Source organism: Candidatus Frankia alpina, assembly GCF_902806485.1.
Taxonomy (GTDB): Bacteria; Actinomycetota; Actinomycetes; order Frankiales; family Frankiaceae; genus Frankia; species Frankia alpina.
The window spans coordinates 1-19,990 of the sequence record NZ_CADCWT010000034.1 but is presented as its reverse complement, the minus strand read 5'-3'; the positions used below and the strand labels follow the sequence as shown (position 1 = coordinate 19,990).

Sequence of the window (19,990 nt, the reverse complement as noted above, 5' to 3'; positions counted from 1 at the left end):
TCAGGCCAGCGATGACCCGCCCGCCGATCCCCCTTCCTCCGCTGCGTAGGCCGAGGTCGGCGGACCTCACCGCGACGTTCGCCGGCCTACCGCTGCCGCAGGGCACGAACCTGCCGCCGTACCGTCGGCGCGAGCTCGTCCTGCTGGTCTTCGCCGGGGTGCTGGCGACCAGCGCGCTGGCCGCGCTGACGTTCGCGGACATCGGCGAGCTCTCGCTCGGCATCTTCTCGATCGGCCTGGGCTTCTTCTGCCTGTGGGCGCTGGCGCACCTCGCGGTCCGCCGGTTCGCGCCCGCCGCCGACCCGGTGTTGTTGCCGGTCGTCGTCGCCCTCAACGGGCTCGGCCTGGTCATGATCTATCGGCTCGACCTGGCCAAGAGCGAGGCGGCCAAGCAGGCAGGCAGGCACATCCCCCCCGGCGCGGCTCAGGTGCAGCTCGTCTGGACCCTGCTGGCGGTCATCGTGCTGGTGCTGGTGCTGGCGCTGGTACGCGACCATCGCAAGCTTGCCCGCTACGCCTACACGGCCGGGCTGGTCGGCATCGTCGGCCTGCTGCTGCCGATCGTCCCGGGCATCGGCACCTCCATCAACGGCGCCCGGCTCTGGCTGCGCGTCGGGCCGTTCTCGTTCCAGCCCAGCGAGGTCTCGAAGATCATTATTCTGATCTTCTTCGCCGGCTACCTGGAGAGCAAGCGGGACGTGTTGTCCCTGGCGTCGCGGTCCGTGCTCGGGGTGAAGCTGCCGCGTGCCCGCGACCTCGGCCCGGTGCTGGTGGCGTGGCTGGCAAGCCTCGGCATCCTGGTCGTGCAGAACGACCTCGGCTCCTCGCTGCTGTTCTTCGGCATGTTCATGGTCGTGCTCTACGTCGCCACCGAGCGGGCATCGTGGTTCCTGGTCGGGTTCGTGTTGTTCATGTTCGGGGCCGTCCTCGCGGGAACCATGTTCACCCACGTCCAGATCCGCGTCGACGGCTGGCTGCACGCCTTTGCCGGGGATAACCCGTCGAGCACCTCCTACCAGCTCGTGCAGGGCCTGTACGGCTTCGCGGCCGGCGGGATGACCGGCACCGGCCTCGGCGAGGGCCATCCGCAGAAGGTACCGTTCGCCAACACCGACTTCATCATGGCCAGCCTCGGCGAGGAGCTGGGCCTGACCGGGGTGATGGCCATCCTGACGATGTACGCGCTGATCGTGCTGCGTGGCATGCGCGCCGCTCTCGGGGCGAAGGACACCTTCGGCAAGCTGCTGGCGACCGGGCTGTCGTTCACCCTGGCGCTACAGGTGTTCGTGCAGGTCGGCGGGGTGATGCGACTCATCCCACTGACCGGGCTGACGCTGCCGTTCGTCTCCTACGGTGGGTCGTCCATCGTGGCCAACGCCGCGATCATCGCATTGCTGTTGCGGGTCAGCGACAGCTCGCGCCGCGCTCCCGAGCCGGCGTCGGACGCCCCGCTGTTCGATCCGGGCGCGGTCGCCGACAGCCCCACCCAGGTGGTGAAGACGACATGAACCGCCCGGTACGCAAGGTCGCCATCGCCTGCCTGGTCCTGTTCGCCGCGCTGCTGGTGAACGCCAACTGGCTGCAGGTCGGCGAAGCCAGCGACCTCAAGACCCAGCCGACCAACGGTCGCCAGATCACCGAACGGCTCGAACGGGAACGCGGGGCGATCATCGCGGGGGACGTGGAGATCGCCCGCTCGCTCCCGTCGAACGATCAGTACAAGTTTCTGCGCCAGTACCCGGCCGGCAAGCTCTACGCCGACGTCACCGGCTACTACACACTGTTCACCGCCGCCGGGCTGGAGCGCTCCCAGGACGTGTTCCTCTCCGGTGACGACGACCGCCTGCTGGCCAGCCGGGTGACCGGGCTGTTCACCAACAAGCAGCGCCGCGGCGGCAGCGTGGTCACCACGATCCTGCCCGCGGTGCAGCAGGCCGCCGCGCAGGCGCTGGGCGACCGCAAGGGCGCCGTGGTGGCGCTGGACCCGTCCACCGGCGCCATCCTGGCGATGGTGACCAGCCCGTCCTACGACCCGAGCACGCTGGCCAGCCACACCGAGAAGACGGCGACCAGCGCCTACGGGGTGCTCTCCGGCGACCCCGCCCAGCCGCTGCTGAACCGGGCGACCCAGCAGACCTATCCGCCGGGGTCGACGTTCAAGCTCATCACCGCCGCCGCGGCGCTGTCGCAGGGGCGCAAGCCCGACGACCGCGTGCCGGCGCCCGACCAGCTCGACCTGCCGCTGAGCACGGTACGGCTGCCCAACTTCGACGGCGAGCGGTGCGGTGACGGCGAGACCGACACCATCATTCACGCGTTGACCATCTCCTGTAACACCGCGTTCGCGAAGCTCGGCATCGATTTCGGCGCCGAGACACTGCGCAAGCAGGCCGAGGCGTTCGGCCTGAACGCGACCTTCCCCGACTTCCCCTTGCAGCAGGCCCGCAGTGTTTTCCCGGCCAAGCTCGACGGCGCGCAGACGGCGCAGTCGGCGATCGGCCAGTACAACGTCCGGGTCACCCCCCTACAGATGGCGGAGGTGGTCGCGGCGATCGCCAACGGCGGCACCGAGATGAAGCCCTACCTCGTCTCCGAGCTGCGCGGCCCGGACAAGAAGACGATCAGCCGGACCAACCCCAAGGAACTCGGCAATCCGGTAAGCGGCGACGTCGCCGACGAGCTCACGACCATGATGGAGAGTGTGGTGACGTCGGGAACGGGCCGCAAGGCGCGCATCGACGGCGTCTCCGTCGCCGGGAAGACCGGAACCGCGGAACACGGCACGGGCGAGCCACCGCACGCCTGGTTCGTCGGGTTCGCCCCGTCGGACGCGCCGAAGGTGGCGGTCGCCGTCATCGTCGAGGACGGCGGGGGTGAGGTGGCCACCGGTGGTGCCGTCGCCGCCCCCGTCGCGAAACAGGTCATGCAGGCCGCATTGGACACCCCATGAACAACTCGCCGGGCAACCCCACCTCACCGTCGCAGCCGTTCGCGGGCGCCGCCTCGCCGAACACCATCCTGGACAACCGCTACCGGCTCGACGGCCGGATCGCCGCAGGCGGCATGGGCGAGGTCTGGCGGGGCCTCGACCAGACCCTCGGCCGCCCCGTCGCGGTAAAACTGCTGCGCCCGGAGTACGCCAGCGACGAGTCGTTCCTGGTGCGCTTCCGCGGTGAGGCCCGCCATGCCGCCCGGCTGTCGCATCCCGGGGTCGCCTCGGTCTACGATTACGGCGAGGTCGCCACCGCGGACGACTACCCCACCGCCTACCTGGTGATGGAGCTGGTGGAGGGCGAGCCGCTGTCGGCCGCCCTGCACCGGGAGAAGCGGCTGTCACCCGAGCGGATGCTGGACATCCTCGGCCAGGCCGCCGACGCGCTGCAGGCCGCCCACGCCCTCGGCGTGGTCCACCGCGACGTCAAGCCCGGCAACCTGCTGCTGCGCCCGGACGGCGCGGTGAAGGTCACCGACTTCGGCATCGCCCGCGCGGTGGACGCCGCCCCCCTGACCGCCACCGGCATCATGATGGGCACGGCGTACTACGTCTCCCCCGAGCAGGTGTCGGGGCGGCCGGTGACGCCGGCCAGCGACGTCTACTCGCTCGGTGTCGTCGCCTACGAGTGCCTCGCCGGCCGCCGGCCCTTCGACGACCGCAACCCGATCGTCGTCGTGATGGCCCACCAGCAGGACAACCCGCCCCCGCTGCCGGCCGACGTGCCGTACCAGGTGCGGGCGCTGGTCGAGTCGGCCATGGCCAAGGACCCGGCGCGCCGGCCGAGTTCCGCGGGCGCGTTCGCCCGCTCCGCCGCGGGCATCCGGCGCAGCCTGTGGAGCCCCGATGCCGGTCGGTGGTCGGGCCCGGGCGGCGCGCTGGACGTGACCGCGCGCCACCCCGGCCCGAGCACCGGCCTGCCAGCCGTCGGCCCCGGCGGCCGCCCACACCGGCCCACCTCCCGCAACCGGCCGCCCTCCTGGGTCACTCCCCCGCCGCCGACCACCGGGCGGACCAGCGGTCCGGGCCGGGCCGGCCCCGGGCCGGATTACACCCAGGCGGTGCCCGGTGGTCCGGTCGGCCCTCCGCACGGCGCCACCGAGATGCCCGCGACGGCGATGCACAGCCCGTCGTTCGGCGCTGACACGGGCTACGGCGCCCCGCCCTACCGCGGGGAGGCAGGCGGCTACGGCGACGAAACCGCCTATGGGGGTAGGGGCTACCGAGCGGGCGAGCGCGGCGACAACCGCGACCCGGGCGAGGCCTGGCAGGGCCGGGCGGCCCGGCGCCGCTCCGGCCCGGCGGCCCGGCAGGCGGTGCCGCTGCTACTGCCGGTCATGATCATTCTGCTGATCCTGACGGTCGCCGTCACCGCCTTCGTGACCAACAAGCTGTTCTCCAGCAAGGACTCCGAATCGAACTCGGCGGCCACACCACCAGCAGTCGTGTACGCAAACACACTCGGTGATGGAATCGTCATCGGCAACGCCGGGTCGGCGCTCTCCGACGCGGGAGGGGCGACGGCAGGGGAGTATTCGTGACCGACGCGACGGAGATGTACACGCCCGGCGCGGCGCCGCAGCTCATCGGCGGCCGCTACGAGTTGGGCGCGGCCATCGGCTACGGCGGGATGGCCGAGGTCTTCCGCGGCCACGACATCCGCCTCGGGCGCGAGGTCGCGATCAAAACGCTGCGGCCGGACCTCGCCCGCGATCCCACCTTCCTCGCCCGGTTCCGGCGGGAGGCGCAGTCCTCGGCCGCCCTGAACCATCCGGCGATCGTCTCGGTGTACGACACCGGCGAGGACGAGATCAACGGGACGCACATCCCGTATATCGTCATGGAGTTCATCGAGGGCCGGACGCTGCGCGACGCGCTGCAGGCCGAGGGCCGGTTCACCGAGCGCCGCGCCATGGAGATCACCTCCGACGTCTGCGCCGCGCTGGACTACAGCCACCGGGTGGGGATCATCCACCGGGACATCAAGCCGGCGAACGTGATGCTCAGCCCGGACGGCTCGGTCAAGGTGATGGACTTCGGCATCGCCCGCGCCACCACCGCCACCTCGTCGACGATGACGGCGACGGCGGCCGTGATCGGCACCGCCCAGTACCTGTCCCCCGAGCAGGCCCGCGGCGCCCGCGTCGACGCCCGCAGCGACGTCTACACCACCGGGGTGCTGCTCTACGAGCTGCTCACCGGCTCCCCGCCGTTCCGCGGGGACAACCCGGTGGCGGTCGCCTACCAGCACGTCCGGGAGGACCCGGACCCGCCGTCCGCCCGCGACCGCGACATCTCCCCCGAGGCCGACGCGATCGTGCTCAAGGCGATGGAGAAGGACCCGGACGACCGCTACCTCACCGCGGGTGAGATGCGCGACGATCTGGAGCGCGCCTTGGCGGGACGCCGGGTGCACGCCATGATGGGAGGTGGTGGCGCCAGCGGTGCCGCCACCACCCTCGGCCTCCCCGCCACCGCCGGCACCGCACTGCTCGGCCGGGGCGACCGGGCAGGCTATCCGACCCGGGACCGCTACCCCGACGACCGCCATGGCGACGACCGCTATGACGACGAAGCGACGTCCTACCGGGGCGATGCCTACGACGATGGCCGGTTCGGCACCGGCCCGTTCGACCGCTACGACCTCACCGGCGCCATCGACCGCCGGGCGGTGCCCGACGAGCAGCGGTCCCAGACGTTGAAGTACATCCTCGCCATCCTCGCCATCGTCGTCGTGTTCGTCGCGGTGGTGCTGCTCGCGACCGCCTTCCTCGGCAACAGCGGCGGCGGCCAGACGGCCAAGTCGTTCACCATCCCGAAGGGCCTCATCGGCCAGACCGAGACGCAGGCCCGCGCCCGGCTCCAGAGCGCCGGTTACACCGGGAAGCCGGCAATCGTCTCGGTGAACAAGCCGGACATGGCCGGCTGGGTCACCGAGGTCGACCCGGCCGAGGGCAAGCAGATCGATGCAGGCGGGGTGATTACCCTGTCGATCGGCAAGGCCGCCGGCGACATCGCGATCCCGACCGACCTCGTCGGCAAGGCGCAGGCCACGGCCGAGGCGGAGCTGCGCGGGCTCGGCCTGGTGCCAAACTCGATCCCCTACTACAACGCGACGAGCCAGAAGGTTGGCACGGTCGACAGCGCCGACCCGCAGGTGGGCTCGGCCGTCAAGCCCGGCAGCACCGTCACGCTGAACGTGGTCAGCGGGAACGTCAACGTGCCCGACGTGCGCAACCGCTCCTACGAGAACGCGGTCGCCGAGCTCGGCCGCTACGGCCTGAAGGCGACTCAGCAGTCGGTGGCGAACAACAACGTGGCGCCCGGCACCGTGGTCGACCAGCAGCCCTCCGGCGGGAACGTTCCCCGCGGGTCCACGGTGCAGCTCTCGGTCGCCGCGCAGATCCAGACCACCCCGCCGCCGAGCCCCACCCAGGCGCCGCCGACCGACCAGCCGGAGACCCCCAGCCCGACTCCCGTGGTCACCCAGACCCAGCCGAACCCGTCCCCGACGAGCCTGTCCGCCCAGTCCGGCGTCAACGGCGGGCTGGGCAACCGCGGCACCGGAACCGGCGCCGGCCAGGGTGCCGGAGCACCGCAGACCGGGACCGGGCGAACCTGATGACCGAACGCGGAGAGGTGGCGCGCTGATGCGGATCCTGGTAGTCGACAACTACGACTCGTTCGTCTTCAACCTCGTCCAGTACCTCGGCCAGCTCGACGCCGAGTGCGTGGTGCGGCGCAACGACGAGGTCACGCCGGCGGAGCTCGGTGACCTGGGCGTCGGCGGGGTGCTGCTGTCCCCCGGGCCGGGCACGCCCGAGGCGGCCGGGGTGAGCATCCCGATGGTGCGCGAGTGCGCCCGGCGCGGCACCCCCCTGCTTGGGGTGTGCCTGGGGCACCAGGCGATCGGCGTCGCGTTCGGGGCGACGGTCGACCGGGCGCCGGAGCTGCTGCACGGCAAGACCTCCCAGGTCCACCACGACCGCGTCGGCGTCCTCGCGGACCTGCCGTCGCCGTTCATCGCGACCCGTTACCACTCGCTGGCCGTGGAGGAGTTCACCCTGCCCGCCGAGATCGAAGTGACCGGCCGAACCGACAGCGGCGTGGTGATGTCACTGCGCCACCGCGAGCTTCCGCTCGAGGGCGTGCAGTTCCACCCCGAGTCGGTGCTGACCCAGGGCGGCCACCTGATCCTGGCCCGCTGGCTCGACCAGTGCGGCGACGGCGGCGCCGCGTGCCGGCTGGCGCCCGAGCTGTCCGCCGAGGTCGAGACGCTGCGCGCGGCCGCCTTCGCCTGAACCGGCAGCGACCTTGACGCGGGTACGGCCGGTCACGGCGCACGAGAGTGAATTGCGGTGCGTTCTGCACGATCCAGGTGCTCAGAACGTGCAGAACGTATCGCAGTCGGCCCGTTCCCAGACTCAACCAAGCCCGGGGGTCAGCGGACCGTCGTAGGCGGGCATCCTGACGTCCGCGACCTCGGCGACTCGGTAGCCCAGCCGGTAGGCGGCGACATACTGTTGGTAGATCGCGATCTGCGGGCTGGCGCCAAGCCCCGCGCGCAGGGCGGCGGCGCCGCCGATCGCGGTGATCCGGAACGGCGGCGAGAAGACCTCCCCGTGCAGCAGCAGCGTGTTGCCCACGCACCGGACGGCCGTCAGGGCGGTGACCCGCCGGCCCATGATTGTCATCGCCTCGGCGCCGCCGGCCCACAGGGCGTTCACGACCGCGTGCACGTCCTGCTGGTGCACGACCAGATCGTCCGGCCCCGGCGCGAGGATCCCCGGCGGATACGGGCCGCGGCGGCTCTCCTGCGGCGCGTCGTCGAGCTGAACGGTCAGCGCCGGCCCGTGCACCGGCGCCAGCCCGGCGGCCTCCGCCAGGTCGCCCTCGACCAGCCCCTGGCCGGCGCCCGGCGGCACGCCCAGCGCCGCGGCCGGCCCGTCGGCCGCCGACCCGTTCGCCGCCGACCCGTTCGCGGCGGCTGCCGCGGGCCGACGGGATTGCTCGGCCGCCGCGCCGCGCCGCGCCGCGACCCGCTCCGACTCGCTGCCCACGACCCCGGCGATGCCGCCGGGCCCCAGGGCAGCCGCGGAGCCGCGCAGGCCGTCCCGATCGGCGAACGGCCCGGCGTTGGCGGCGGCGCCGACCAGCAGGCCGAGGCAGCACACCAGCCCGGTCGCCACCTGCTGCCGGGCCCGCCACCGACCCGCGCTGAAGACCCGGCACGCCCGCACCATTCGACGCACGTCGAATGCCCACCCCACCGTGTTCGCCGACCTCTCCGACGCGCCCGCCGGGCAGCGCGTCCGCATGTCGGCGGATCGCCGGGCGGCGGCGTGCACACACGCGCCACCGCAGACCCGGCCGGGCGATCCGTCCGCCGCGTCGGAGGTATCGCCTCTCGCCGCAGGCTACGCGGCCGGCGACACCCGCTAGGCCACGTCGGTGCGATCGGCCGGACGTGGTCGCCGGGAGAGAATCCCGCACGCCGGTATGCAACCGGCGTGTCATGAGTCCCGCTGTTTAACCTGTTGCTCAGTGCGGGACCGCCACCCGCCGAACCGGGCGGGCGACGACGGTCGCCGCTCGTCCATGTATGGCCAGCCGAGGAGTCCCGCAGTGCCCGAGTCACGACGTCGCAAGCCGAAGAAGCCGACGCCGAGCGTCAACGCCAATCAGACCCGCCGCAGCCGGCCGCCGTCCCCGCCCTGGTTCGGCGGGCTCATCCTGGCCTTCTTCCTCATCGGGATCGCCTACCTGCTCGTCTACTACTTCTCCAACGGTGGGGTGTTGGGGATGGAGGGACTGGGCGGCTGGAATATCCTTATCGGGTTCGGGTTCGTCGTTATCGGCTTGGCCGTGTCGACCCAGTGGCGCTAGCCGGGTACCAGTCGTTCCGTCGGTCGTTCCGGCCGGTGCCCCGGGCGCATCCGGCCGGACTTCCAGCGGTGTCATTTATCCACAACCGTTGTCCACAAGTGTGGATATCGACCCCCGCACGCTACTGACGAAAAGCGACCGCATGCATACCGCTCGTCAACTCATTGCCGGAACATCCCCGTTCGAGACGACCATCGGGTTCTCCCGGGCCGTCCGGGTCGGTGACCGGGTGTTCGTCAGCGGTACGGGCCCGATCCGACCAGATGGGACGGTAGCCACAGCCGCTCAGGCGCAGGCCCGGCGCTGCTTCGAGCTCATCGGCGCCGCACTGGCGCAGGCCGGGGCGGGCCTGCACGACGTCACCCGCACCCGCATGTTCCTCACCGGCGCCCAGCACGCCGCGGCGGTGGGCGCGGTCCACCGGGAGCTGTTTGCGGAGATCCGCCCGGCCGCCACCATGATCGTCGTCGGCGGCCTGCTCGACGAGCGTTGGGTCGTCGAGGTCGAAGTCGAGGCCATAATCGGGATTCGGTAGCGCGATGGTTGTGTCAGCGGGCGAGGACCGCGGTGCGCAGCCGGGAAACGGTGCTTTCGGCGTCGACGGCGGCGACGATCAGCCGACGAAACTCCCCGCCCGGGCGGACCTCGACGACAACCGCCGGCCGGCCCCGGTAGACGGCGGCGAAGTCCTTGCCGTCCCGGGAGCGCCAGGTCCCGAGCGCGATCACGCGCGGGATGCCGGTCCCCGGTAGCCGCCATCCACAGAGCTCGGTGAACGGCTCCGGTGCTGGGCGGACATCGAGAACCTCGTCGAGGGAGACCGAGACATCGCCGCGTAGCGCGCCGAGCCGCTCCAACCCGCTCATGACGACCTCGACCCGCTTGTCCCTGACCTCCAGGCTTGCCACGCCCCCACGTTAGTGCCACAACCACCGTCGACGCCGCGAATACGGCCGAGACGGGTCGGCGGCCGCACAGTCAGGTCGACGGGGACGGACGGGCGTAGGCCTCGGCGTCCTCTGCCCGGATCACGTACATGACGGCGTTGATGAGCGCCAGGTGGGTGAACGCCTGCGGGAAGTTGCCGAGATGGCGGCCGCTGCTCGGGTCGATCTCCTCGGCGTAGAGGTCCAGCGGACTGGCCAGGCTGAGCAGCCGCTCGCACAGCTGGCGGGCCCGGGTCAGTTCGCCGATCTCGACCAGCGCCGACACCAGCCAGAACGAGCAGATCAGGAAGGCGCCCTCCTCCCCGGCGATGCCGTCGTCGGTCTCCTCGGTGCGGTAGCGCAGCACCAGGCCGTCCTCGGTCAACTCGTCGGCGATCGCGAGAACGGTGGCCTTCACGCGTTCGTCCGACGCGGGCAGGAATCCCAGCAGCGGTATCAGCAGCAGCGAGGCGTCCAGCGCCTTCGACCCGTAGTACTGGGTGAACACGCCGCGGTGGTCGACGCCGGAGTCGCAGACCTCCGCGTGGATCTCCTCGGCGATCGCCTGCCACCGCACGGCCGTCTTCGTGTCGCCACGCATCTGCGCGAGCCGGCGGCCGCGGTCCAGCGCCACCCAGCACATCATCTTCGACACGGTGAAGTGCTGCGGCGCCCCGCGAACCTCCCACATCCCACAGTCGGGCTCGTGCCAGTGCGCCGCGGCCGCCTCGACGAGGCGCTCCAGCACCGGCCACAGCCGTTCGGAGAGGTAGTCGCGCGACTTGGTGTGCAGGTAGACCGAGTCCAGCACGACTCCCCACACGTCGTGCTGGCGTTGCAGCGCAGCGGCGTTGCCGACCCGGACCGGCGAGGCACCCTCGTAGCCGGAGAGGTGTCCGAGGATCTCCTCGTCGATCCGCGGTTCGCCGCCGACCCGGTACATCACCTGGATGTCCTCGTCGTGCTCGGCCACGTCGGCGATGAACGAGAAGAAGTCGTTGGCCTCGTAGTCCAGCCCCAGGGTGTACAGGCCCCACAGGGCGAAGGTGGAGTCCCGCAGCCAGCTGTACCGGTAGTCCCAGTTCCGCTCGCCGCGTGGCGTCTCCGGCAGCGAGGTGGTGGCCGCGGCCAGCAGAGCGCCGGTCGGCGCGTAGGTCAGGCCTTTCAGCGCCAGCGCGCTGCGCTGCAGGTGACGCCGCCAGGGATGGTCGGGGAACATCCCGCGCGAGAGCCACTGCCGCCAGAACTCGGTCGTGCGGTCCACGGCGACGCAGGCCTGCAGGTAGGTGTCCGGCAGCAGCGGCTCCTCGGGACGCCAGGTCAGGGCGACGAACGCCGTGTCGCCCTCCCGCAGGCTGGTGCGGGCCAGGGCGCGCCGGCCGTCGAAGCCCAACCGCAGGTCGGTACGCAGCCGCAGCGTGATGTTGCTGCCCGGATGGGAGATCACGCCGGCGGAGTAGTCGTCCTCCTCGTACTCCCAGGACTCGGCGTGGCGGCCGTAGTCGAAGTTCGGTTCGCAGACGAGGCTGAGGTCGACCGAGCCGTGCTCGCAGCGGGCGAGTCGCAGCAGCACGTGGTCGGCGTCCCAGTCGCTGGGGGTCCGCCGGTGGGTGTTGGAACGCTTGTGGGTACGGTGCCAGCGGCCGACGACCAGGCAGTCGGTGACGATGAGCCAGCCGTTCGGCGTCTGCCAGGTCGTCTCGAGAATGTTCGTCCCGGGCAGGTAGCGGCGTCCGGCCGGGATCTGCGTGCGGTCGGGGCCGAACCGGAAGCCGCCCGCCGAGCGGTCCAGCACCGAACCGAAGACGCTGGGCGCGTCCGGCCGCGGCACGCACATCCACTCGACGTTCCCGCTGGGTGCCACGAGGCACGTCGTCTCGCAGTCGGACAGGAATCCGTACTCGGCGATCGGCGGGAACGGGCTGCCCCCGCTGCGCCGCACCGGCGAATGTGCCACCTGTACCCCCTGATCACGATCTGCCACGGCATCCCTCACGCCATCGCCCACCTCGCCGAGATCAACACAATGAGTGCTGATGAGATAGCGAATAGTAGCCGCTATCCAGCATGGTGCAAGCATCCCGGCCACCCCGCGACTCGGCGTCGATCTCCAGGCCGATCTCCAGGCCGATCTCCATCGCCCCGTCGACCCGCGGCGACCGTGGGCCGGGGAGCGATGTGGTTGCGTGGTGGCGTGACCGTGCAGCCCACCGGGTCCGGGGAACCGCCCGGCGCCGATCTTCCGCCGATGTCCGCCGCCTGGTCGCCGCCGCTGTGGCGGGTCGGGCTTTACGCCCTCGCCGGCGTGGCGGCGGCGCTGGTGGCCGCCGTCGGTCCGCTCGCGCAGCGGGTCGGCTCGCTCGACGCCGCCGGCCGGCTGCTCGTCGGCGTGCTCGCCGCCGGCCTGGGCACGCTCGCGCTACGCGACCTGCTCGCCCGGCCGACCCTGCGGGTCTCCCCCGCCGGGCTCGACCTCGTCGACGGCCTGCGCCGCCGGCACCTGCCGTGGGCGGCGGTGCTGCGGGTACGCGCCGCCACCCTCACCCACAACCGGCGCGCGGTGCACCTGCGCACCCTGGAGGTGGAGACGATCGACGGCCCGATCCTGCTCACCCGCCGCCAGCTCGGCACCGATTCCGGCCCGGTCGCCGAGTGCGTCGAGGAGATCCGGCTCCGGCTGGGCTGACCGGCCGCGGTGAGCTACTAGACCAGGGTCGAGGACTTGACGACCGCGGCGACGAACAGCAGCGCGATCATCCCGACGACGCCGCCCGCCTGCGCCCACGCACGGCGCGGCGGGACGTAGGCGTAGATCAGGCCGATGATCAGCCCGGCCGCGAGCCCACCCAGGTGGCCCCACTTGTCGATGCTGCTGAACGAGAAGGTGATCAGCAGGTTAATCCCGAGCACGATGAGGATCTGCCGCGAATCGATCCGCAGCCGGCGGGCGATGACGTAGTAGGCCGCGAAGAAGGCGAAGATCGCGGTGGACGCGCCGACCGAGGCCGTGTACAGGCCGCCGAGCAGGTAGCTCAACGTGTTCCCACCGACCGCGCCGGCCACGAACAGGCCCAGGTACCGGACCCGGCCGAGGATCGCCTCCAGCTGGAAGCCCAGCAGGTACAGCGCGTACATGTTGAACAGGATGTGGAGCACGCCCGCGTGCAGGAAGGCGGCGGTGAGCAGCCGGTAGTACTGGTCGTCCACCGCGATCCGGAAACCGATCATCGCGAAGTCGTCGGTGAACCGGTTGCTGGTGCCGCCGCCGGTGAGCCCGGGCGCTCCTTGCAGGATGTAGGAGACGACGCACAGCCCGATGAGGATCTGGGTGACCAACCCCTGCCGGGCGAGCTGCGCCCGGCCGCCGAGGGTGGTGCGCGGCTCGCGCTCGCGCGGGGCGATCCGCCCGCCTTCCGCGCGGCCCTCCTCCGGGCAGTGGAACCCGACCGCCGCCGGCCGCATGCAGTCCGGGCAGATCGGCCGGCCGCAGCGTTGGCAGGAAACATACGTCTCCCGGTCGGGATGGCGGTAGCAGCGCGGGATCGACGGCGAGCGCGCCCCGGGCGCAGGCGGCCCGGCCGGCGGTCGACCGCCGGCGGGCGGTACCGGCCCGGCCGACCCTGGCGGCGGGGTCCAGCCCGCGTGGCCGCCCGGTGGGCCGATGGTGGGCCGCCAGTCCGCCGCGGCTGGCCCGGAACCCGCATCACCCGCGGGCCCGGCCGGCTCCGGCGGCGGCTGGGTCATCGCCCGACCTTGTGAGCGCGACCGGGTCGAACCCGCCGTGGCGGGCACAACCGGCCGGCCGACGGCACGTCCAGAGCTCTCAAGGTCGTACTCCCCGGGGTCGGGTCCCGCCGGCCGGACCGGTCAGGCCGGCCGACGGTCGATGACGATCTCGTGGATCACGATGTCGGACTTCGGGCGGTCCTGCGCGGCGGTCGGCGCCTTGGCGATCGCGTCGACGACGTCGGTGCCCCGGGTCACCTCGCCAAAGATGGTGTGCTTGCGGTTGAGCCAGTCGGTGGAGGCGACCGTGACGAAGAACTGCGAGCCGTTCGTGCCCGGCCCGGCGTTCGCCATCGCGAGCAGATAGGGCTTGCTGAACGTCAGGTCGGGGTGGAATTCGTCGGCGAACTGGTAGCCCGGGCCACCGCGGCCGGAGCCCAGCGGGTCACCGCCCTGAATCATGAAGTTCGGGATGACCCGGTGGAAGACCGTCCCGGTGTACAGCGGGATCCCGGTCTTCTTGTCGCCGCTCGCCGGGTCCGTCCAGTCCTGCGTCCCCGTCGCCAGCCCGACGAAGTTGCGGACGGTCTTGGGAGCGTGATCGGGGAACAGACGGATCTCGATATCCCCCTGAGTCGTCCGCAACGTCGCGTACAGCTCCTCGGCCATGAGCCTCTCTTCTCTTCAGGTCTGGGTAGATGTCGGGTCAGACAGCGCCCGAGCCGGACCCGATCGTATGCGCAGGGCGCAGCCCACGTTCCGCACCGCCCCGCATCCGCACACACCCGCCTGCGACGGGCCTCGGCACAGCCCAGGCATGTGACGCAGGTCGGCCTGACACACCTGCAGGGGGTCGGCGCGTTGAAGAGGGCCGCCAACGGGGTACGGCACACTGCACAGATCTTGTCCGCCCGCGATCCCCCGCCACACCTCGGCTCCAGGGAAGGACGCCATGAGCACGACCTTGAAGGACCGCATTTCGCACGTCACCGACACCGCGCCGGTCAGCGGGCTCTCCGACACGGCGAAGCACGCCGCCGACCGGGCCGGCACCGTCGCCCACCGCGCGGCGAGCATCGCCGGGGACACCGCCGGCACCGCCGCGTCGGCCACCCGGGACGCCGGAGTGACGGTGGTCCATCGGATCTCCGACGTCTCCGGGTCCGCGACCCGCGGCGGGTCCTCCGTCCAGCGCACCGCCGGTAAGGCGGCCGGGAAGGCTGCGGGGAAGGCCGTCGCCGTCTCCGGACGGGCCGGCCGGCGGATCGAGAAGGCCCGGTCCCAGGCGGAACTGTCCGCCGAGCGGGCCCGCGCCGCCGCCGAGCTGCGCACGGAGCGGCAGCGCTCGCGCCGCGCCGTGGCCAACGAGACCAAGACGCGCCTACAGGCCGACAAGGCCCAGGAGATCCTGGAGAAGCGGCTGGCCAAGACCGAGGGCAAGCTCGCCAGGGTGCACCGTCGGCGTCGGCGCGGCCTGCTGACGCTCGCTCTCGTCGGGGCGGGCGCGGCGGGCACCGTCGCGGCGCGCCGCTACCTCGCGCAGCAGGACACCTCGACGGTCACCGCCGAGCCGGCGCCGATCGGCAGCACGACCGGGTCCGCCGCGGCCACCGACCGGGCGAGCGGTCGCGACTCCTTCGGCGACCGTCTGTCGACCTCGACGACCGGCCTGGAGGAGATGCCGGGCGTCGACACGACGCTCGGCGAGCCCAGCCGCCCCCGCTGACAAGCACGGCGACGGTCAGCGGCCGCCCTCGGCGGCCCTGACCGGGGCGCAGCGCGGGCGGAACCGACCGGCCGACGGGCCCCCCGACCGGCCGACGGCCCCGACCGGTCAACGGCCGCTACGCCGAAGCGCCGCTACGCCGAAGCGCCGCTACGCCGAAGCCGGTTCGCCGATGCGGTAGGCCCCCGGGGCGTGCCCCGGCACCGCCGGGCGGGTCGGCGGGCGGGGGTCGACCTGCCGGTAGGGCTGGCCCATCGGCGGTCGGGGATCCGGCTCCCCCTTGTTCGGCCAGAACGACATGGCCCGTTCGGCCTGCGCGGTGATGGTCAGCGACGGGTTCGCCCCGAGATTCGCCGAGATCGCCGCACCGTCGACCACGTGCAGGCCCTCGTACCCGAAGACCCGCTGGTAGGGGTCGATCACCCCGGTGGACGGGTCCACGCCGATCGGCGCGCCGCCGAGGATGTGCGCGGTCATCGGGATATCGGCGATCTCGCCGACGGAGCCGCCCGGGTAGCCGCCTATCTTCGCCGCGATTCGGCGGACGGCGTCGTTGCCCTCCGGGATCCACGACGGACTCGGATCGCCGTGGCCCTGCCGGCTGGTCAGCCAGCGCAGGCCGAAGGGGCCGCGGCGCAGGTTCACGGTCAGCGAGTTGTCGCGGGACTGCATCACCAGAGCGATCATGGTCCGTTCCGACCAGCGCCAGGGCAACGCCATGACCAGCGCATGGTGCGGGCGGACCAGCAGCTCCCACAGGTACTTCAGCCAGCGCGGCGCCCGGCCATCATCCGTCATCGCGGCGCTGATCAGGGCCATCAGGTTGCTGCCCCGGCCGTAGCGGACGGGCTCGACGTGGGTCTGCCCGTTCGGGTAGAACGACGAGGTGATCGCCACCCCGCGGGCGACCCGACGGTCCGGGCGGAACCGCGTCGCGCCGAGGATCACCTCGGAGTTTGTCCGGGTGAGCTCGCCGAGCCTGGGCGACAGGGCGGGCAGGTCGCCGCGCTCTCGCGACGACAGCAGCAGGCGCTGGGTGCCGAGGGTGCCGGCGGCGAAGATGACCTGCCCCGCGGTCAGCGTCCGCCGCCCGCGCCGGGGCAGACCCGGCGTCCGGACCATGTCGACCTCGTACCCACCGCCCGGCCGCGGGCGGACGGCGGTAACCGTGGTGTCGGACAGGACCTGCGCGCCCGCCTGCTCGGCGAGAAACAGATAGTTGCGATCCAGGGTGTTCTTCGCCCCCCGCCGGCAACCGGTCATGCACTCGCCGCACTCGACACAGCCCGTGCAGCTGGGCCCGGCCCCGCCGAAATACGGGTCGGGTACTCCGACGCCCGGCTCCTGTCGGCCATCACGACCGAAGAAGACCCCGACCCGTGCCGGCGCGAAGCTCGGGCCGACGCCCATCTCGTCCGCGACCGCGTGGAACACCTCGTCGGCGTAGGTCGTCGTCGGGTTCGCCGTCACCCCGAGCATCCGTTCGGCCTGCTCGAAGAACGGCGCCAGCTCGGCTCGCCAATCGGTGATGCCGCGCCACTGCGGGTCGGTGTAGAAGGCGTCGAGCGGCCGGTACAGGGTGTTCGCGTAGACGACCGATCCGCCGCCGACCGCCGTCCCGGACAACACGATGACCCGACCCAGCCAGGTGATCTTCTGGATACCGTGGCAGCCCAGCCGCGGCAGCCACAGGAACCGGCGGATGTGCCAGTTGTTGCGCGGCAGCGTCTGCGGGCTGAACCGGCGACCCGCCTCGACGACGAGGACCCGGTAGCCCTTTTCCACGAGGCGCAACGCGCTGACGCTGCCCCCGAAGCCGCTGCCGACCACGATCACATCCGCGTCGTGCTCACCGCCGGATCCGCCTGCTGCCATGCTCGTCACCTGCCGCCTCGACGCCGGCCTCCCATGATGAGCCACCGACCGGCCCGTGCGACACCGCTACGCCGTTACGCGGTCTGCCGCCGCTGCGGCCGCCACCGAACATGTCAGGCCGCGCCGTCGGCAGCCTGCTGCCGTTCCCGTAGCTGGGCCTCCCGCGCCACCCGGGCGGCTCGTTCGATGGCCTCGAGGGGCGGCCGCGGGATCTCCACGGGGGGCGCCTCGGACTGCGCGGCCGCGGAGCGCTTCGGCTCGGTCACGGCCGGCCGGCCGACACCGCGGCCCGCCCCGCCAGAGCGGGCGAACCGCCCCCTGGGGGCAGGGGCCGACGGCGACTTCGACTGCTCGGCCCGGTACTCCCGACAGGAGCTGCACTCGCAGTCCGCCGAGGCCCGCGGCAGACGGTCAAGGCGCCATGACAGGTTGTCGACCTCGTCGCCGTCCCCGACCAGCACCCCGGTCTGGATGATGCGGACGAGGTGCAGAGCCAGCATGACCGGATCCCAGTTGTCTTCCTCGAGGATGACCCGCAACTTGCCGAAGATCTTCATGAAGTCCGAGGTCGGGCGGCGCATCGCGGTCCCCAGGACATTGATCACCTGGCTGGCGGCAAAGGTCACCGGATCGGGCGGTGGCGGAGGCAGCGGAACCGTGGGCGCCGGGGGTCCCTCCGCCAAAGCCTCGTCCGCGGTCGGCTCGTTCACCATCGGCCGGTCCGCCGTCGGCCCGCCCGCCGGGGTCTGCTCCGCGGGCGCCTGGTGCACTGCGGCCTGATCCGCAGGCTTCTGCTGCTGGGCAGTGGCGGGAGCCTCGTCGGCGGGAACCTCCTCGGCGGGCACGAACTCGCCCGGAACCGGCCCGGCAGGAGTCCACCCGGAGGAGGGCTCCGCAGCGGCGGGCCCGGCGGAGATCGGGTCGGCCGCGGCCTGTGCGGGGGCAGCGGCGGCCGCGGGGGCCTCGTGGTACGCCGGCGCACCTGCGTCACCGGTGCCAGGCTCGCCCGGCGTAGCGGGCGCGTCCGTCGGCCGGATCGGGTGGTCCTCGCGACGCCGGTCCTCGGAGCCCTGGTGGGCGTCCGAATGCTGGTGGGCGCCGGGGTCGAAAGGTCCACGATCGCGCGACGGTACGAGGTCGACGACGAAGCCGCCGGCCCGGTCCTGCGTCTCGCTGTCCATGGTCGACGTGGCGCGGGTGCGGCGCCGCGGGGCGTCCTGCCGGTGGGAACCGGCGTGGCTGCGGCGCCCGTGGCGGCGGCCCGGCTCGCGCGAGGATTCCGCGGTGCCATCGGCCCCGCCGCGCGCCTGCTCGGTCGACTCGACCAGGCGCACCAGACCGGCCTGCACCATCGAGTCGGGGATGCTCAGGGCGAACCGGGTCGTTCGCCCGGCGGCCGGCCGCGCCACCGTGGTCAGCCAACCCTGTCTGCGCAGCAGGGAAACCTGTCGCTGCACGTGGGTTCGGCTGTAGCCGGTCTCCTCTCGCAGCGTGACCAGACCGGGGCCGGTCACCGCCGCCCCAACCGGGAGGAACTCCGGTGCCTCGGCGACGTGGCTCGCCAGGGTGCACGCAACGAGTTTCGCCGCGGAGGGCATGGATGCGCGTAACACGGCCCGTTGCCATCCGCTGCGATCGGCGATCAGGGTTCCCGGCTCCTGCGCCGCCTGAACCGAAACCAGAGCACCGGGGAGGGTGAGCTGGATCGTGTCCGACGGCACATGCCCCCTTCCCTCGGCTGGATCACTCGATGCTGGCGAACTGCCCGGACCCGATGGGGTCACGGCCGGCCGTACGGGGATCAGCCCCACCGGAACGGGCTCGGTGGGGCGAGAGCGCGTCGACGTCTGTTCAGGCACCGTACTCCGCACCGGGTCAAGCGGCTCCCGTGGAGGGCCACCACGGTCACATGAAGAGGACATGACTCCATCACCGCCGTTGGGTAGTCGTGGTGTGACAGAAACATCAAACATCGCCTGACTGCTGCAAAGCAAAAAGATGAGGATGCGACCACGAAAGGGCCACACCTAGCCATCCGCAGAGCAATTCCGAGCAGCCGAAAAATTCAGCGAATTGCGCTGCCGGCGGTAACCGGACACCGCTTTGATCTGTTTCTGCTACCCAAGCCACGGGTTTTCCGATGACGAAACTGAAGTTAGGGCCGGAAAATCGCCTGCGGGACCGCGCCCACGCCCGGCGGCGCGCTCGGACTGGTTCACCCCGCCGCCGGTGGCCCACCCGGCATCCTCTCGAGCCGCCCACCGTCCCAGTCCGCCCGCGGGCCAACGCTCGCCGACCGCGACCGCGACCCGGCGCGGCGCGCGACGCCGAATCGCGCCACCCCGTCGGAAGCCCGCAGCCTGCCGGGGCGGCCATTCACCGGATGCGCTCCCTGCCGCGCTCCCGACGCCGCCGGGAGCCGGCCGGGCCGGCCGCAGCCCCGGCCGCCCCGGCGACGGGGAGGCGACGGCGATGCTCGTGGCGCCGACGGGCGGGAATGCAGACACCGAGCAGACACATTCCACGGACGACCCGGGCCGCGAAAGCCGAGTCGATCCTCTGCCACCGGATGAGTCCGCCACCCGACATCCGCCGCGAATTTCAGCGGGCGGCGAGCCGAAGCCCTTCCGAACAAGCCGCCATATCCTTGCGCGACCTTGCCGGTGATTCCCGCGTCGCTTCACCACGCCGCCGGCGCCCGACCCATCCGGGGAACCGTGCGACAACCACCGACCGACAGCGTCGGCGGAAGCCGATCGGTACATCAATGTCAGGAATGCGGGACGTGGCACGACAGGCAACGGAGTTTTTCCGAAACTCGCCATGGCTGATTCGAATCAGATCGCCGGGATCGTAAAT

17 protein-coding genes are annotated in these 19,990 nt (G+C 71.9%); 9 read left to right on the top strand and 8 right to left on the bottom strand.

Going from position 1 to position 19,990, the window contains the following annotated elements; genetic code table 11:
- Positions 1-11: 11 nt before the first annotated feature.
- From G6R25_RS06455 to G6R25_RS06435, 5 genes are read left to right on the top strand one after another with little or no spacing between them, the layout of a single operon-like run.
- Entirely contained in the window at positions 12-1,508 is a 1,497-nt protein-coding gene (locus G6R25_RS06455) for an FtsW/RodA/SpoVE family cell cycle protein (protein ID WP_163552248.1), read from the top strand.
- Positions 1,505-2,950, top strand: coding sequence for a peptidoglycan D,D-transpeptidase FtsI family protein (locus G6R25_RS06450; RefSeq protein WP_163552247.1), 1,446 nt, complete (start codon positions 1,505-1,507; stop codon positions 2,948-2,950). Before G6R25_RS06455 ends, G6R25_RS06450 begins: the two co-directional genes overlap by 4 nt.
- Entirely contained in the window at positions 2,947-4,533 is a 1,587-nt protein-coding gene (locus tag G6R25_RS06445; RefSeq protein ID WP_163552246.1) for a serine/threonine-protein kinase, read from the top strand. The genes G6R25_RS06450 and G6R25_RS06445 overlap by 4 nt, the downstream gene beginning before the upstream one ends.
- Positions 4,530-6,614, top strand: a complete 2,085-nt coding sequence (gene pknB / locus G6R25_RS06440) for a Stk1 family PASTA domain-containing Ser/Thr kinase (protein WP_163552245.1) — start codon at positions 4,530-4,532, stop codon at positions 6,612-6,614. Before G6R25_RS06445 ends, pknB begins: the two co-directional genes overlap by 4 nt.
- Before the next feature lie 28 nt (positions 6,615-6,642).
- Positions 6,643-7,293: an aminodeoxychorismate/anthranilate synthase component II gene (locus tag G6R25_RS06435; protein ID WP_136447735.1), complete on the top strand. Its 651-nt coding sequence runs from the start codon at positions 6,643-6,645 to the stop codon at positions 7,291-7,293.
- 123 nt (positions 7,294-7,416) lie between these two features.
- Here the strand turns inward: G6R25_RS06435 and G6R25_RS06430 are convergent, their stop codons facing one another.
- Positions 7,417-8,235, bottom strand: coding sequence for a DUF881 domain-containing protein (locus tag G6R25_RS06430; RefSeq protein ID WP_235947609.1), 819 nt, complete (start codon positions 8,233-8,235; stop codon positions 7,417-7,419).
- A gap of 382 nt (positions 8,236-8,617) precedes the next feature.
- Here G6R25_RS06430 and G6R25_RS06425 point away from each other — a divergent pair, with 382 nt between their 5' ends.
- Both G6R25_RS06425 and G6R25_RS06420 read left to right on the top strand, forming a co-directional pair.
- A complete protein-coding gene (locus tag G6R25_RS06425) occupies positions 8,618-8,878 on the top strand; it encodes a cell division protein CrgA (protein ID WP_044886061.1) in 261 nt (86 codons plus the stop codon).
- A gap of 142 nt (positions 8,879-9,020) precedes the next feature.
- Positions 9,021-9,413: a Rid family hydrolase gene (locus G6R25_RS06420; RefSeq protein ID WP_163552244.1), complete on the top strand. Its 393-nt coding sequence runs from the start codon at positions 9,021-9,023 to the stop codon at positions 9,411-9,413.
- 13 nt (positions 9,414-9,426) lie between these two features.
- Here the strand turns inward: G6R25_RS06420 and G6R25_RS06415 are convergent, their stop codons facing one another.
- Both G6R25_RS06415 and G6R25_RS06410 read right to left on the bottom strand, forming a co-directional pair.
- Positions 9,427-9,786: a hypothetical protein gene (locus G6R25_RS06415; RefSeq protein ID WP_136447733.1), complete on the bottom strand. Its 360-nt coding sequence runs from the start codon at positions 9,784-9,786 to the stop codon at positions 9,427-9,429.
- 70 nt (positions 9,787-9,856) lie between these two features.
- Positions 9,857-11,761, bottom strand: coding sequence for a glycoside hydrolase family 15 protein (locus G6R25_RS06410; RefSeq protein WP_163552243.1), 1,905 nt, complete (start codon positions 11,759-11,761; stop codon positions 9,857-9,859).
- Between the two features lie 237 nt (positions 11,762-11,998).
- Between G6R25_RS06410 and G6R25_RS06405 the strand changes: the two genes are divergently transcribed.
- Positions 11,999-12,490, top strand: a complete 492-nt coding sequence (locus tag G6R25_RS06405; protein WP_235947606.1) for a PH domain-containing protein — start codon at positions 11,999-12,001, stop codon at positions 12,488-12,490.
- Between the two features lie 17 nt (positions 12,491-12,507).
- Here G6R25_RS06405 and G6R25_RS06400 read toward each other — a convergent pair whose 3' ends face one another.
- Positions 12,508-13,548, bottom strand: coding sequence for a rhomboid family intramembrane serine protease (locus tag G6R25_RS06400; protein WP_235947604.1), 1,041 nt, complete (start codon positions 13,546-13,548; stop codon positions 12,508-12,510).
- 123 nt (positions 13,549-13,671) lie between these two features.
- Positions 13,672-14,199, bottom strand: a complete 528-nt coding sequence (locus tag G6R25_RS06395) for a peptidylprolyl isomerase (protein ID WP_163552241.1) — start codon at positions 14,197-14,199, stop codon at positions 13,672-13,674.
- Positions 14,200-14,482: 283 nt separating this feature from the next.
- Here G6R25_RS06395 and G6R25_RS06390 point away from each other — a divergent pair, with 283 nt between their 5' ends.
- A complete protein-coding gene (locus tag G6R25_RS06390; protein ID WP_163552240.1) occupies positions 14,483-15,256 on the top strand; it encodes a basic helix-loop-helix domain-containing protein in 774 nt (257 codons plus the stop codon).
- 150 nt (positions 15,257-15,406) lie between these two features.
- On the opposite strand, the gene G6R25_RS06385 is transcribed toward G6R25_RS06390, so the two are convergent.
- From G6R25_RS06385 to G6R25_RS25015, 3 genes are all read right to left on the bottom strand, one after another.
- Positions 15,407-17,131 carry an FAD-dependent oxidoreductase gene (locus G6R25_RS06385; RefSeq protein ID WP_163552239.1) on the bottom strand — a complete coding sequence of 575 codons (1,725 nt, stop codon included), beginning with the start codon at positions 17,129-17,131 and terminating at the stop codon, positions 15,407-15,409.
- 113 nt (positions 17,132-17,244) lie between these two features.
- A complete protein-coding gene (locus tag G6R25_RS06380) occupies positions 17,245-18,852 on the bottom strand; it encodes a hypothetical protein (RefSeq protein WP_136449336.1) in 1,608 nt (535 codons plus the stop codon).
- An 880-nt stretch (positions 18,853-19,732) separates the two neighbouring features.
- A partial coding sequence (locus G6R25_RS25015) for a hypothetical protein (RefSeq protein ID WP_205446911.1) occupies positions 19,733-19,990 on the bottom strand: 258 nt, incomplete at its 5' end.

Bases quoted from the DNA above. Each gene is read 5' to 3' on its own strand.
- G6R25_RS06455 (WP_163552248.1), top strand. From the start codon at position 12: ATGACCCGCCCGCCGATCCCCCTTCCTCCGCTGCGTAGGCCGAGGTCG.
- G6R25_RS06450 (WP_163552247.1), top strand. From the start codon at position 1,505: ATGAACCGCCCGGTACGCAAGGTCGCCATCGCCTGCCTGGTCCTGTTC.
- G6R25_RS06445 (WP_163552246.1), top strand. From the start codon at position 2,947: ATGAACAACTCGCCGGGCAACCCCACCTCACCGTCGCAGCCGTTCGCG.
- G6R25_RS06435 (WP_136447735.1), top strand. From the start codon at position 6,643: ATGCGGATCCTGGTAGTCGACAACTACGACTCGTTCGTCTTCAACCTC.
- G6R25_RS06430 (WP_235947609.1), bottom strand. From the start codon at position 8,235: ATGGTGCGGGCGTGCCGGGTCTTCAGCGCGGGTCGGTGGCGGGCCCGG.
- G6R25_RS06420 (WP_163552244.1), top strand. From the start codon at position 9,021: ATGCATACCGCTCGTCAACTCATTGCCGGAACATCCCCGTTCGAGACG.
- G6R25_RS06400 (WP_235947604.1), bottom strand. From the start codon at position 13,548: ATGACCCAGCCGCCGCCGGAGCCGGCCGGGCCCGCGGGTGATGCGGGT.
- G6R25_RS06395 (WP_163552241.1), bottom strand. From the start codon at position 14,199: ATGGCCGAGGAGCTGTACGCGACGTTGCGGACGACTCAGGGGGATATC.
- G6R25_RS06390 (WP_163552240.1), top strand. From the start codon at position 14,483: ATGAGCACGACCTTGAAGGACCGCATTTCGCACGTCACCGACACCGCG.
- G6R25_RS06385 (WP_163552239.1), bottom strand. From the start codon at position 17,131: ATGGCAGCAGGCGGATCCGGCGGTGAGCACGACGCGGATGTGATCGTG.